Raw genomic sequence first — 11,897 nt, forward strand, 5'->3', positions numbered from 1 at the left:
TTGTGGTCGGCCTATTGCGATGGAAGGCGGCTTTGGACGGGCGGGCCCGGGCTCGGCTCGCAGCGGCGAAATGGCAAACATGGTTAATAAATTTCGAATCGTTGACTCCGGCCCCTCGACGCCGATTCGCAAATCAGCCTAGATTCGCCTCAATCGGATGGCGTTAACCCTTCTTAAGGTTTTCACGTCTTAACTTGCGAACAAGGTTACCCGGCCGTGTGTCAGGGTGGTTACCGCAAAGCTTTTGCCTGGAGGGGCACGTATGCGCGTCCTGTTGATTGAAGACGATCACGCCACCGCCCAAAGCATCGAATTGATGCTGAAGTCGGAGGGCTTCAACGTCTATACGACCGATCTGGGCGAGGAAGGCATCGATCTGGGCAAGATCTATGACTACGACCTCATTCTTCTTGACCTGAACCTGCCGGACATGAGCGGCCTGGAAGTCCTGCGCCAGCTGCGCGTCGGCAAGGTCAACACCCCGGTCATGATCCTGTCGGGCAGCCACGAGATCGAAACCAAGGTCAAGACCTTCGGCGGCGGCGCCGACGACTACATGACCAAGCCCTTCCACAAGGACGAACTGATCGCGCGCACCCACGCCGTGGTCCGTCGCTCCAAGGGTCACGCCCAGGCGATCATCCACACCGGCGAGATCGCCGTGAACCTGGACGCCAAGACGGTCGAGGTGAACGGTCACCGCGTCCACCTGACGGGCAAGGAATACCAGATGCTGGAGCTGCTCTCGCTCCGCAAAGGCACGACCCTGACCAAGGAAATGTTCCTGAACCACCTGTACGGCGGCATGGACGAGCCCGAGCTGAAGATCATCGACGTCTTCATCTGCAAGCTGCGCAAGAAGCTGGCCACCGCCGCCGACGGCAAACACTATATCGAAACCGTCTGGGGCCGCGGCTACGTCCTGCGCGACCCGGCCGAGGGCGTCGTCACCGTCGCCGCCTGATCGACTCTCGATCCGCGATTTCGAAACGCCCGCCGGTGACGGCGGGCGTTTTGCGTTGAGAGCTTACTGACGCTTCGCCGGCATGTCGCGGCCGCCCTGGTGCAGGACCAGGCCCTCGACGGCGCCGGCGGCGTTACGGGTGAAGGTGATCTGGGCGTCGACGGCGGTCAGATAGAAGGCGTCCTCAGCCTCCGCCGTCAGTGCGAAGGCGGGCTGGCCGGTGGCCTGGGCCATCAGCTTGCCGTCCACGACCGAGATCGTCAGGGCGAAGGTCGGGGCCAGATTATAGACGCCCTCATAAGCCTTCAGCACCTCAGGCGAGAGGGCGACGGCGCGGCGTTCGCTGGGCAGGGTGACGGTTCCGCCGCGCGTTAGGGTGACCAGGGCCGCGCCCAGCTTGTCGGGCGCCTCGCCGTTCAGATTGCCCAAAACGATGACGGCGGTCCGATCGCCCGGATCATAGGCCATATAGGTGTTGAAGCCCTCGATGGCGCCGTTGTGCCAGACCAGACGCTTGCCGTCGGCCTCGGACACCATCAGCCCCATGGCGTAGCCGTTGCGCACCGGCGTGGTCAGGGCGGTCATCGACTGGGCGTTCAGCAGCCGGCCGCCGAACAGGCCCTGTTCCCACTTCAGCAGGTCGTGGGTGGTCGAATACAGGGCGCCGGCGCCGGTGGGGATGGTCATCTCCACATAGTCGGCGTTGACGACGCCGTCGGCGCCCGGCGCATAGCCCGAGGCGCGGCGGGGCAGGATCACGTCGTGGCGGTCGTAGCCGCTGTCGCTCATGCCCAGCGGCTGGAACAGATTGGCGGCGACGAATTCGGCGTAGGTCTGGCCGCTGGCCGCCTCGATGATGGCGCTGAGCAGCACATAGCCCGAGTTGGAATAGGCGAACCGGGAGCCCGGCGCGAAGTCCAGCGGCCGGTCGCGAAACCTGGCGATCAGCTGCGGCAGCGTCGCGGGCCGGGTCTTCTGGGCCTCAAAGTCGGAAAAGGCGGTGAAGTTGGGCACGCCGGCCGTGTGGCTGAGCAGATGGCGCGGGGTGATCGCGTCCCAGGCGGCCGGGGCGTCGGGCAGCCAAGTCTTGATCGGCGCATCCAGATCCAGCTTGCCCTGCTGGTTCAGCAGCATGACCGCGACGGCGGTGAACTGTTTCGACAGTGAGCCGAGGCGGAACTTCACATCACCGTCGTTGGGGATGTTCCACTCGCGGTTGGCCAGGCCGTAGCCCTGATCCAGAAGGATGCGACCGTCGCGGGCGACCAGGACGGCGCCGGAAAAGGCGTCGGCGTCGCTGGAGGCGCGGATCACCTGGCCCATGCGCGCCGCGTCCTGGGCGGCGGCCGGGCGGCTGGCCAGCGGGCTGAGCGTGAGGGCCAGGGCGCTGGCGGCCAGCAGCAGGATGGCCGGACGACGGCGGGCGAGCAACGAATGAGGCAAGGGGCGGTCTCCTGAACGCGTCACGCTAACGCTTTCAGAGAGAGGCGGCGAGAGCGGCGTTCGGATGCAGGCGTCCGTCCTTTTCGTCAGGGCTGTCGGAAGGTCAGGGTCGCCTCCAGCCCGCCGCCGCCGGCGTTGGCGAGCGTCAAATGGGCGCCGGCGCGTTCGGCCATGCGGCGCGCGATGGTCAGGCCCAGGCCGGAGCCGCCGCTGTCGCGCGAGCGGGACGGATCGAGGCGGTAGAAGGGCTCGAACAGTTTCTCCAACTGGTTGGGCGCCACGCCGGGACCGTGGTCGCGCACGATCAGGCGTACCGTATGGTCGTCGCGCACGGCGCAGACGGCCGCATCGCCGCCGTGGCGGACGGCGTTGTCGACCAGATTGGTCAGGCAGCGGCGCAGGGCCTGGGGCCGGGTCGGCACGACGGCGTTGCAGCCTTGGGTGAAGACAACCGGCTGGCCCGCCTCGGCCGCGTCCTCGCAGATGGCGGACAGCAGCGCGTCCAGATCGACGGGGGTCACGGCCTCGACCGTGGTTTCGATCCGGGCCAGGTCCAACCCTTCGCGGACCAGATGCTGCATGCCGGCCAGGTCGCTGATGAACTGGGCGCGCAGCGTCTCGTCCTCGATCTTTTCGACACGCAGCCGCATCCGGGTCAGGGGCGTCTGCAGGTCGTGGGCGACGGCGGCCAGCACGCGCGTGCGATCCTCGATCAGGGCCTTAAGCCGGGTCTGCATGGCGTTCAGGGCGGCGGCGGCCTCGCGCACCTCGCGCGCGCCCTCCTCGACCAGAGGCGGGCGGTCCAGATCGTGGCTGAGGGCGACGGCGCCCTGGGACAGGCGGTTCAGCGGACCGGCCGCCAGCCGCGAGGCCATCCAGCCGGTCAACAGCACGGCGGCCAGACCCGCAAACAGCAGGGCGGCGGCCTCGCGGCTGAGCGTCCAGGGGCGCGGGGCGGGCGGCAGGCTGATCGCCACCGGGACAGGCGCGCCATTGACCGGCCGCAGGACCAGGATGCGGCATCTCAGACGATCGGTCGCCGCGCCGCACGCCCCGGCCGAGGCCTCGAACGCCTTGACCGAGACGCCGTCCACGCCGCGCCGCTTCAGGGCCTCGGCGACCGCATGGGTCAGCGACGGATCGGGCGCGCCCAGCCTCTGGCCCGCAGCGTCCGGCAGACCGTCGGTCAGGCCGGCGGCGGGATCGTCGCTGGAGCCGGCCAGATCCACGATCCTTTCGGCGGTGGTGAAGTCATGGGCCTGGGACAGGCGGTGACGATGATTGAGGCCCAGCGCGGCGAAGGTCACGCCCGCCGCCAGCAGGGCGCCGACCAGCAGCAGCAGGAACAGCCGCGTGGTCTCGGCCTCGGCGCGGCCGTGGCGCGGGGTCAGGCGCGCCATGTGACGGGTCCGACCAGCATATAGCCCAGGCTGCGCACCGTGCGGATCAGGGCCGGGGCCTTGGCGTCGTCGCCCAGCTTCTGGCGCAGGCGGCTGACCCTCAGGTCGATGGCGCGGTCGTCGGCGTCGGCGACGGTGGACAGGGCGCGGATCCGCTCGCGCGACAGGGGCTTGCCGCCGTTCCTGACAAGGGCGTGCAGCAGGTCGAAGTCTGCGCCCGACAGCGGGGCCAGCCGTCCGTCCGGCGCGGTCAGGGCGCGCGCCGCGATGTCCAGCGACCAGCCGGAGAAGTCGGCGTGGCGTCCCTCCGTCCCCGTCGCCTCGCCGCCGGTGCGCCGCAGGACGGTGCGGATGCGCGCCACCAGTTCGCGCGGCTCGAACGGCTTGGCCATATAGTCATCGGCGCCCATCTCCAGCCCCACAATCCGGTCGATGGGATCGCCGCGCGCCGTCAGGATGATGACGGGAATCTTGGACGCCGCGCGGATGCCGCGACACAGAGACAGGCCGTCCTCATCCGGCAGGTTCAGGTCAAGCACCACCAGATCGACCGGCCCGGCCTCCAGCGCCGCCTTCATGGCCCGGCCGTCGGCGGCCTTCACCGTGCGAAACCCGTGCTGCTCCAGATGGTCGGACAACAGGTTTCGGATCTCGCGGTCGTCGTCGACGACCAGAAGGACAGGGGCGGCGGAGGTCTGGGACATTGGCGTTCGGCGAGCGGGAAGAAGCGCGATCTGTCGTCCTGTCTCATGGCCAAAGCGCGGCGGATACAGTCGGACACAATTCTCTTCGCCGACGATACGCGGCGACACGGACCGGCCCCGAACCGGCCGGACGCGGGTCCGAAACAGTGACTGTCCGACACGAGGCCGGACGCCAAACACACAGAAAGACCCGCCATGAAGTCCTTCCGTTCCACCGCCGCCCACTCTTCAGCGATTCTGGGCGCCGCCGCCCTGGTGATCCTGACCAGCGGCGCAGCCTTCGCCGGCACCCCTTCGGCCCCGTCGTCGGGCGCTCACGCCCGCCCCGCCGCCTCCGCCCGTGCGCATCACCGGGTCAGCCACGCCCGCACCCACCGCGCTGTGACGCCCGCCAAGAAGAAGTAAGGCCCGACGCCTTGCTGGTCCTGTCTGCGTCCCCGGCCGGCAGGACACCCGACACTCCTGAGACTTCGACCTTCAAAAGAAAGACATCGACATGAAATCCTTCCGCACCGCAGCCGCCGTTTCCGCCGTCGCTTTCGTCGCCCTGACCAGCGGCGCCGCCTTCGCCGGCACGACCCCGGCGCCCTCGACCGCCATGACCGCCCGTCCGGCCGCGACCGCTTCGGCGACGACCCCTGCGCCGTCGGCCCGCGCCCCGCGCGCACATCGTCGTGGTCATCAAGCCCAGGCCCAGACTTCGGCCCAGACCTCGGTCCAGGCGCCGGCGACCGCCAAGAAGAAGTAAACCGGCCGCCCCCTCCGGTTCGCACAGGAACGCCCGGCTGTCGCAAGACGGCCGGGCGTTTCCGTATTCAGAGGCCTGTCGTCAGGCGGGGGTCTTGAAGCCTGCCGCGATGGCGGCCGCCATCGGATTGGGACGTCCGAAGCTGTCGAAGGGCAGAGGCTTGTCGTTGCCGTCGTCCTTGTCGCCCTGGCGATACCAGCTGTCGGTGTCGCGCAGGCCCCAGACGGTGAAGGCGAACTGCTGGGCCCTGGGCAGGGCCGCAAAAGCTGAGGCCAGTTCGGTGACGCGCGCGCCCTGGGCCGCGATCCGGTCGGTCTGGCTGCGGAGGTCCAGCCGGTTTTCGGTGCGCAGGGTGCAGTCCAGCTCCGACACATGGATCGGCAGGCCGAACTGGCTGATCTCGCGCATATAGGCGGCGATGACGCCCTCGGGGATGTCGATCCAAAGGTGGGATTGCAGGCCCAGGCCCTGCAGCGGGCAGCCGGCCTTCAGCAGCCGCTCGACCAGTTTCAGGAACTGCGCGCCCTTGGCCGGCACGCTTTCCTGATTGTATTCGTTGAGGAACAGCAGGGCATGGGGATCCGCGATCCGGGCCTTTTCGAAGGCGCGCAGGATATAGCCGTCCTGGCCGTATCGCGCCGACCAGTGGCAGTCGCGCATCCCCGAGCCGTCGTCCAGGATCGGCTCATTGACCACGTCCCAGCTGCGGACCTTGCCGCGATAGCGGCCGGCGACGGCGGCGATATAGCCGTCGAAGGCGCGGTCGAAGCCGGCGCCCGACAGACCGGCGAAGGCCTCCTTGCCTTGGGCGTACCAGATCAGGGTGTGGCCATGCATCGCCATGCCCTCGGCCCGGGCGAAGGCGGCGATACGATCCGAGCGGTCGAAGATGGGCCGGTCCAGGCCGTCGGCCAGGATGTATTCCATCTTCATCTCCCACTCGGGCGTGAGTTGGGAGACGTTGGCGCGGGCCAGCGCGATCCAGTCCGGGTCGTCGATCTGGCTGGCCTTGATCGCCGTGCCGAAGGGGGCGGGGGCGATGGACTTCAGCGGGGGGACGTTGGGCGGCGACGGCTCCGCCGAGGCGAGGCGATCGCAAGCGGCAAGCGCGAGCGGGGCGGCGAGGATAGCGCGGCGGGTGGGCGTCATGCGTCTCCCTCCAGCGAAGGCAGACCTAGAAGGCTGCGGGTCGTCAGACCGCACGCTTCCGCAGGCCCAACTCGTCGAAGGCGGCGGTTTCGCGCTTGGCGAGGGCGATCAGCTGGTTCAGGCGGGTGGTCTCGGCGACGTGTTCGAACTTCTTCAGCTCTTCGAAGGCGCCGGTCAGGGCGTCGCGGGCGCCGGCTTCTTCGGCGTCCAGTACGGTCAGGTCGCCCTCGGCCTTGGCCTTGCGGGATTTCCAGCCGTTCAGATAGGCGCCCAGCATCATGCCGGCCTCGGCGTCCATGCGGGCGCGGTTGCGTTCGCCCTCGGCCTCGGCGTCCAGCACGGCGATGCGGAGTTCGGCGCCGGCGCGACGTTCGGCGATCTCGGCCAGGCGCTTCTGTAGCGTCTCGACCTCATAGTTGGAGATGCGGATCAGGGATTGGGCCCAAGCGGTCATCTAAATCATCACTCCCTGATCATGCCTTGGTTCAGGATTGCTTCCAGCCGGGTAAAGGAATCGGAAAGACGCGTCGCATCGTCCTTGTCCTGACCCAGAAAATCTTCGAGGGCCGGGTTCAGCGCGATGGCCCGGTCCACGATGGGGTCGGCGCCGGTGCGGTAGGCGCCGATCTTGATCAGCTCTTCCATATTGGCATAGGCGCTCAGGCACTGGCGGGCGCGCTTGTTCAACTCGCGCTCGGGCGGGGTCTGACAGCCGGGCAAGGTGCGACTGACGGACTTCAACACGTCGATGGCGGGGAAGCGCCCACGCTCGGCGATCTTGCGATCCATGACGATGTGGCCGTCCAGAATACCGCGCACGGCGTCGGCGATCGGCTCGTCATGGTCGCCGCCGTCCACCAGCACGGTGAACAGGGCGGTGATGGGCGCCGCCGTGGTGCCGTCGGGCCGGATCGGGCCGGGACCAGCACGCTCCAGCAGCTTGGGCAGTTCGGTGAAGACGGTGGGGGTGTAGCCCTTGGTGGTCGGGGGCTCGCCGGCCGCCAGCCCGATCTCGCGCTGGGCCATCGCAAAGCGCGTGACGCTGTCCATCAGGCACAGAACCTCGAGATCCTGATCGCGCAGATATTCGGCGATGGCCATGGTCATATAGGCCGACTGACGGCGCTTCAGGGCCGGCTCGTCCGACGTGGCGACCACGACGACGGCGCGTTTCAGCCCCTCTTCGCCCAGCGTTTCTTCCACGAACTCGCGCACCTCGCGGCCCCGTTCGCCGATCAGGCCGACGACGACGGCGTCGCATGTCGCCTCCTTGGCCAGCATGGACAGCAGCACCGACTTGCCCACGCCCGAACCGGCGAAGATGCCCAGGCGCTGGCCCCGGCAGGTGGTGGTGAAGACGTCCATGGCCCGCACGCCCAGATCGAGGCGTTCGCCGACCCGGCCGCGCGAATGGGCGGGCGGGGGCGGGGCGCGCAGGGGATAGGGGGCGGGGCCTTGCGGCAGCGGTCCCTTGCCGTCGATGGGCTGGCCGAAGGCGTCGATGATGCGGCCCAGCCAGGCGGTGGTCGGGCGCACGCTGGCGGCCTGGTCGATGATGCGGATATCGGCGCCGGGGGCCACGCCCTCGACCGGACCGAAGGGCATCAAAAGGGCCTTGGAGTCGCGGAAACCGACCACCTCGGCCGGCAGGGGATCGTGGCCGCGCCGTCCGATCTCGGCGCGGGCGCCTACGGCGAGGCGCGACAGGCCGCCGCGCGACTCGATCAGCAGGCCCGACACGCCCGCGACCTTGCCGGTCACGACCAGCGGATCGATCGCTTCGACGGCGGCGACGAGATTGCGCAAAAATCAGACCCCAGGAAGAGGTCTCAACAGATGCGGCAACGTGGTTAACGACCGATGAAGCGCTGCTGCAACGCGGGGGATAAGGCCGCGATTATTGCGTCTCGATTGCAACTCAAACGTGAAACGGTTTTTCAACTAATTAGGCGGCTAATCTTGCAACCGAGGCGGGCGGGGGCCGGCCGACAGCGAAGAGGTTGCAACCTATGTTCGCGCGTAAACCGAAGTCGTCGGACATGCAGGACCGGCTGATCGATCTGGACGGCAAGATGGCCGCCATCGGCCGGTCGCAGGCGGTGATCGAGTTCAACCTGGACGGCACCATCATCGACGCCAACCAGAACCTTCTGACCACGATGGGCTATAGTCTGGACGAGATCCGGGGCGCCCACCACAGGACCTTCATGGACCCGGCCGAGGCGGCCTCGCCCGACTACGCCGCCTTCTGGCGCGAGCTTAACGCCGGTCAGTTCCTGGCGCGCAAGTTCCGGCGGCTGGCCAAGGGCGGGCGCGAGGTGTGGCTGCAGGCCTCCTACAATCCGGTGTTCGGCCCCGACGGGCGGCCGGTGAAGGTGATCAAACTGGCGATTGACATCACCGCCGACGAGCAGGAGGCCGCGCGCCGCGAGGCCGAGCGGGTCGAGGCGGAAAGCGCCCAGACCCTGCTGGTTGACGCCCTGGCGGGGGTGCTGAACAAGCTGTCGGCCGGCGACCTGACCGCGCGGATCGATGCGCCGGTGAAGGGCGACCATGTGCGGGTGCGCGACGATTATAATGCTGCGGTCGAAAGCCTGCGCCAGACGATGGGACAGGCGCTGCGGGCCGTGTCGGGTCTGCGGGGCGGGGTGGGCGAAATCTCCAGCGCGTCCGACGACCTGTCGCGCCGCACGGAACAGCAGGCCGCCAGTCTGGAAGAAACCGCCGCGGCGCTGGACCAGATCACCGCCACGGTTAAACGCAGCGCGGACGGCGCCAAACAGGCCTCGGCTGCGGCCCTAGGCGCGCGCGCCGAGGCGGATCGGTCGGGCGAGGTCGTGCGCCAGGCGATCGCGGCAATGGACGGCATCAAGCGCAGCTCGACCCAGATCAGCGACATCATCGGCGTGATCGACGAGATCGCTTTCCAGACCAATCTGTTGGCCCTGAACGCCGGGGTCGAGGCGGCGCGGGCGGGAGAGGCGGGACGCGGCTTCGCCGTCGTCGCCTCCGAAGTGCGGGCGCTGGCGCAGCGTTCGGCGGAAGCCGCCAAGGAGATCAAGACCCTGATCACCACCTCCGGCCAGGAGGTGGCGCAAGGGGTCAAGTTGGTCGACGAGACCGGCGCGGCCCTGTCGGCGATCGCCGTCAAGGTGGCGGAGATGGACGCTCTGGTCAGCGAGATCGCCGCCTCGGCTCAGGAACAGGCGACGGGGCTGAGCCAGGTCAATACGGCCGTCAACCAGATGGACCAGGTGACCCAGCAGAACGCGGCCATGGTCGAACAGACGACCGCCGCCGCCATGAGCCTGAAGTCCGAAACCGAACAACTGGCCCTTCTGGTCGAACGCTTCGAGACGGGCGAAGCGCCGGCTCAGGCCCGCATCCATGACCTGTCGCACGCCGCCCCCGCCGTCCCCCTGGCCCGCGAACGCGCCCGCATCCGGGCCTTCGCCAGCGGCGGCGCGGCTGCGGCTGCGGCATCGAACGCAGGCTGGGAAGAGTTCTAGGGCGCGCTCGGCTCCAGCTCGATCTTCGTCTCCCGCGTCGTCGCGATGGCGCCGACCGAGGCGGCGACGATGGCGGCGATGGCCAGCCATTGCTGGCCGGTCAGATGCTCGTGCAGGATCACAAGCCCGGCCAGGGCGCCGACCGCCGGCTCGGCGCTGAGCACCACGCCGAAGGTGCGTTTGGGGATGCTGCGCAAGGCGACCATTTCCAGCGAATACGGCAGGGCGCTGGAGAAGATCGCCACCGCCACGCCGGCTAGGATGATGGCGGGGTTCAGCAAGGCGGCGCCCGCATGGGCCACGCCGAACGGCACGACGACCATGGCCGCCACGCTCATGCCCAGCGCCACCGACTGACCGGCGTGCAGGTGCGACAGCCGCTTGCCGAAGACGATGTACAGCGCCCAGCACAGGCCGGCGAAGGCGGCCAGGGCCATGCCGACGGGATCCAGCGCGCCGGCGCCGGCCTTGACCGGCAGCAGCAGGCCCAAGCCGACGACCGCCAGACCGATGCAGGCGAAATGGATGGGCTTTCGGGAATGGATCAGGGCCAGGGTCAGGGGCCCCATGAACTCGATGGCGATGGCCAGACCCAGCGGAATGGTGCGCAGGGCCATGTAAAAGCTGAGGTTCATCGCCCCCAGCACGACGCCGTAAAGCGCAATGGCGCCCAGGTCCGCGCGTGTCAGGCGGAACCGCCAGGGCCGGAACACGGCGACCAGCAGAACGGCCGAAATCCCGACGCGATAGGCCGAGGTCCCCTCCGCCCCGATCACCGGAAACAGCGTCTTGGCGAAGGAGGTGCCGCACGCCAGCGTCACCATGCCCGCAAACAGCGCCAGATAGGGGATCAGGCGCGCCGCCAGCGGCGAGTTCAGATGGGTTTTCAGGGCCAGCGACGTCATGGCGTAAAGCTAGCGTAACGCCGCTTGCGCTTCCCGGCGATTTTCCGCTTGAATGCGACGGAAATCGTCAATGGAGACCCTGTAATGACGAATTTCGTCACGCTCGACGATTTCGACCATAAGCTGTTGATGCGGGTCCGGCGCAACAATCTGGAGCCGGCGCGGGTGACGGCCGAGGCGGTGGGTCTATCGGAATCCGCCGTCCTGCGCCGCCTGCGTCGCCTGCGGGCCGAGGGCGTCATCGCCGCCGACGTCGCCGTCATTGATCCCGCCCGGGTCGAACCGCGCATCGTCCTGCATGTCCAGGTCGAGATGAACACCCAGGATCGTAAAGTCATGGACGCCTTCCAGCGCGCCATGAAGGCCAGCCCCGAGGTGCAGGGCTGCTGGGACGTGACGGGTGAAACCGACTATCTGCTGACCGTCGCCGTCCGCTCCATGCAGGACTACGAGGCCTTCGGCATCCGCGAACTGATCCCCGAAAAGGGCGTGCGCGGCTTCAAGAGCATGATCGTGATCCGCGAGGTCGTCGGCTTCGACCCGGGGCGCGCGGTGCTGGAGCGCTAGGTCGCCGGGGCCTCGACCACCAGGATCGCGCCGACGCCCTGGGTTTGGTTCTCGATCGTGCCGCCGATCTGGCGCACCAGGCTGTCGATTACGCGCATGCCCAGGCTGCGGTCGCTGCGGGCCGCGATCAGGTCGAAGCCCTTGCCCTGGTCCGCCACGGTGACGGTCAGGCGTCCGTCGGCGATGCGGCCGGTGACCGATACGCCGCCGCCCTCGGGGCCATAGGCGTATTTGATGGCGTTGGTGACCAGCTCGTTCACGATCAGACCGAGCGGGATGGCGATGTCGGCGCCCAGCGGCGCATCGGACGCCTCGCAGGTGACGACATGGCGGTCGCTGCCGGCGTCGATGGCCTCGCACAGCTGGCACAGGAAGTCGGACAGGATCACGGTCTGGACGTCGGCGCCGCGCCACAGCTGGTCGTGGACTTCGCTGATGGCCTGGATGCGCGATCCGGCCGTGGCCAGAGCGGCGCGCACCTCGTCGGAGGCCGCGCCGCGCGCCTGCA

General features: G+C 68.4%; 13 protein-coding genes. 5 read left to right on the plus strand and 8 right to left on the minus strand.

What is annotated here, in order from left to right:
• Window positions 1–262 precede the first annotated feature (262 nt).
• Entirely contained in the window at window positions 263–964 is a 702-nt protein-coding gene (ctrA, locus tag RT123_RS04800) for a response regulator transcription factor CtrA (RefSeq protein WP_017505852.1), read from the plus strand.
• Window positions 965–1,027: 63 nt separating this feature from the next.
• On the opposite strand, the gene RT123_RS04805 is transcribed toward ctrA, so the two are convergent.
• From RT123_RS04805 to RT123_RS04815, 3 genes are all read right to left on the minus strand, one after another.
• The gene (locus RT123_RS04805; protein WP_313008133.1) at window positions 1,028–2,407 is read right to left on the minus strand and encodes a serine hydrolase; all 1,380 of its coding nucleotides are present in this window, start codon (window positions 2,405–2,407) and stop codon (window positions 1,028–1,030) included.
• A gap of 86 nt (window positions 2,408–2,493) precedes the next feature.
• Window positions 2,494–3,807 (minus strand): HAMP domain-containing sensor histidine kinase, encoded by a 1,314-nt coding sequence (locus RT123_RS04810; protein WP_313008134.1) that lies wholly within the window; start codon window positions 3,805–3,807, stop codon window positions 2,494–2,496.
• On the minus strand, window positions 3,795–4,511 hold the full coding sequence (locus tag RT123_RS04815) for a response regulator transcription factor (RefSeq protein ID WP_313008135.1): 717 nt from the start codon (window positions 4,509–4,511) through the stop codon (window positions 3,795–3,797). The genes RT123_RS04810 and RT123_RS04815 overlap by 13 nt, the downstream gene beginning before the upstream one ends.
• 195 nt (window positions 4,512–4,706) lie before the next feature.
• Here RT123_RS04815 and RT123_RS04820 point away from each other — a divergent pair, with 195 nt between their 5' ends.
• Both RT123_RS04820 and RT123_RS04825 read left to right on the plus strand, forming a co-directional pair.
• On the plus strand, window positions 4,707–4,916 hold the full coding sequence (locus tag RT123_RS04820; protein WP_184278913.1) for a hypothetical protein: 210 nt from the start codon (window positions 4,707–4,709) through the stop codon (window positions 4,914–4,916).
• A gap of 91 nt (window positions 4,917–5,007) precedes the next feature.
• Window positions 5,008–5,259, plus strand: coding sequence for a hypothetical protein (locus RT123_RS04825; protein ID WP_174087224.1), 252 nt, complete (start codon window positions 5,008–5,010; stop codon window positions 5,257–5,259).
• Window positions 5,260–5,340: 81 nt separating this feature from the next.
• On the opposite strand, the gene RT123_RS04830 is transcribed toward RT123_RS04825, so the two are convergent.
• The 3 genes from RT123_RS04830 to fliI are packed head-to-tail and all read right to left on the minus strand — an operon-like array spanning window position 5,341 to window position 8,214.
• Window positions 5,341–6,408 carry an endo-1,4-beta-xylanase gene (locus tag RT123_RS04830; protein WP_313008136.1) on the minus strand — a complete coding sequence of 356 codons (1,068 nt, stop codon included), beginning with the start codon at window positions 6,406–6,408 and terminating at the stop codon, window positions 5,341–5,343.
• Between the two features lie 43 nt (window positions 6,409–6,451).
• The gene (locus tag RT123_RS04835; RefSeq protein WP_313008137.1) at window positions 6,452–6,862 is read right to left on the minus strand and encodes a flagellar export protein FliJ; all 411 of its coding nucleotides are present in this window, start codon (window positions 6,860–6,862) and stop codon (window positions 6,452–6,454) included.
• A gap of 8 nt (window positions 6,863–6,870) precedes the next feature.
• A complete protein-coding gene (fliI, locus tag RT123_RS04840; RefSeq protein ID WP_066552424.1) occupies window positions 6,871–8,214 on the minus strand; it encodes a flagellar protein export ATPase FliI in 1,344 nt (447 codons plus the stop codon).
• Between the two features lie 203 nt (window positions 8,215–8,417).
• Here fliI and RT123_RS04845 point away from each other — a divergent pair, with 203 nt between their 5' ends.
• Entirely contained in the window at window positions 8,418–9,917 is a 1,500-nt protein-coding gene (locus RT123_RS04845; protein WP_313008138.1) for a methyl-accepting chemotaxis protein, read from the plus strand.
• Here the strand turns inward: RT123_RS04845 and RT123_RS04850 are convergent.
• Window positions 9,914–10,822 carry a DMT family transporter gene (locus tag RT123_RS04850; RefSeq protein ID WP_313008139.1) on the minus strand — a complete coding sequence of 303 codons (909 nt, stop codon included), beginning with the start codon at window positions 10,820–10,822 and terminating at the stop codon, window positions 9,914–9,916. The two genes, RT123_RS04845 and RT123_RS04850, sit on opposite strands and share 4 nt — an antisense overlap.
• Window positions 10,823–10,906: 84 nt before the next feature.
• Here RT123_RS04850 and RT123_RS04855 point away from each other — a divergent pair, with 84 nt between their 5' ends.
• On the plus strand, window positions 10,907–11,389 hold the full coding sequence (locus RT123_RS04855; protein ID WP_153925751.1) for an Lrp/AsnC family transcriptional regulator: 483 nt from the start codon (window positions 10,907–10,909) through the stop codon (window positions 11,387–11,389).
• On the opposite strand, the gene RT123_RS04860 is transcribed toward RT123_RS04855, so the two are convergent.
• The coding region (locus tag RT123_RS04860) for a sensor histidine kinase (protein ID WP_313008140.1) at window positions 11,386–11,897 on the minus strand (512 nt) is incomplete at its 5' end. The genes RT123_RS04855 and RT123_RS04860 overlap by 4 nt on opposite strands.

It is taken from the genome of Brevundimonas vesicularis (assembly GCF_032067225.1).
Taxonomy (GTDB): domain Bacteria; phylum Pseudomonadota; class Alphaproteobacteria; order Caulobacterales; family Caulobacteraceae; genus Brevundimonas; species Brevundimonas vesicularis_F.

What these genes read in the sequence shown, in the direction of transcription:
- ctrA (WP_017505852.1), top strand. Translation starts at nt 263, where the DNA reads ATGCGCGTCCTGTTGATTGAAGACGATCACGCCACCGCCCAAAGCATC.
- RT123_RS04810 (WP_313008134.1), bottom strand. Translation starts at nt 3,807, where the DNA reads ATGGCGCGCCTGACCCCGCGCCACGGCCGCGCCGAGGCCGAGACCACG.
- RT123_RS04815 (WP_313008135.1), bottom strand. Translation starts at nt 4,511, where the DNA reads ATGTCCCAGACCTCCGCCGCCCCTGTCCTTCTGGTCGTCGACGACGAC.
- RT123_RS04820 (WP_184278913.1), top strand. Translation starts at nt 4,707, where the DNA reads ATGAAGTCCTTCCGTTCCACCGCCGCCCACTCTTCAGCGATTCTGGGC.
- RT123_RS04825 (WP_174087224.1), top strand. Translation starts at nt 5,008, where the DNA reads ATGAAATCCTTCCGCACCGCAGCCGCCGTTTCCGCCGTCGCTTTCGTC.
- RT123_RS04830 (WP_313008136.1), bottom strand. Translation starts at nt 6,408, where the DNA reads ATGACGCCCACCCGCCGCGCTATCCTCGCCGCCCCGCTCGCGCTTGCC.
- RT123_RS04835 (WP_313008137.1), bottom strand. Translation starts at nt 6,862, where the DNA reads ATGACCGCTTGGGCCCAATCCCTGATCCGCATCTCCAACTATGAGGTC.
- RT123_RS04845 (WP_313008138.1), top strand. Translation starts at nt 8,418, where the DNA reads ATGTTCGCGCGTAAACCGAAGTCGTCGGACATGCAGGACCGGCTGATC.
- RT123_RS04850 (WP_313008139.1), bottom strand. Translation starts at nt 10,822, where the DNA reads ATGACGTCGCTGGCCCTGAAAACCCATCTGAACTCGCCGCTGGCGGCG.
- RT123_RS04855 (WP_153925751.1), top strand. Translation starts at nt 10,907, where the DNA reads ATGACGAATTTCGTCACGCTCGACGATTTCGACCATAAGCTGTTGATG.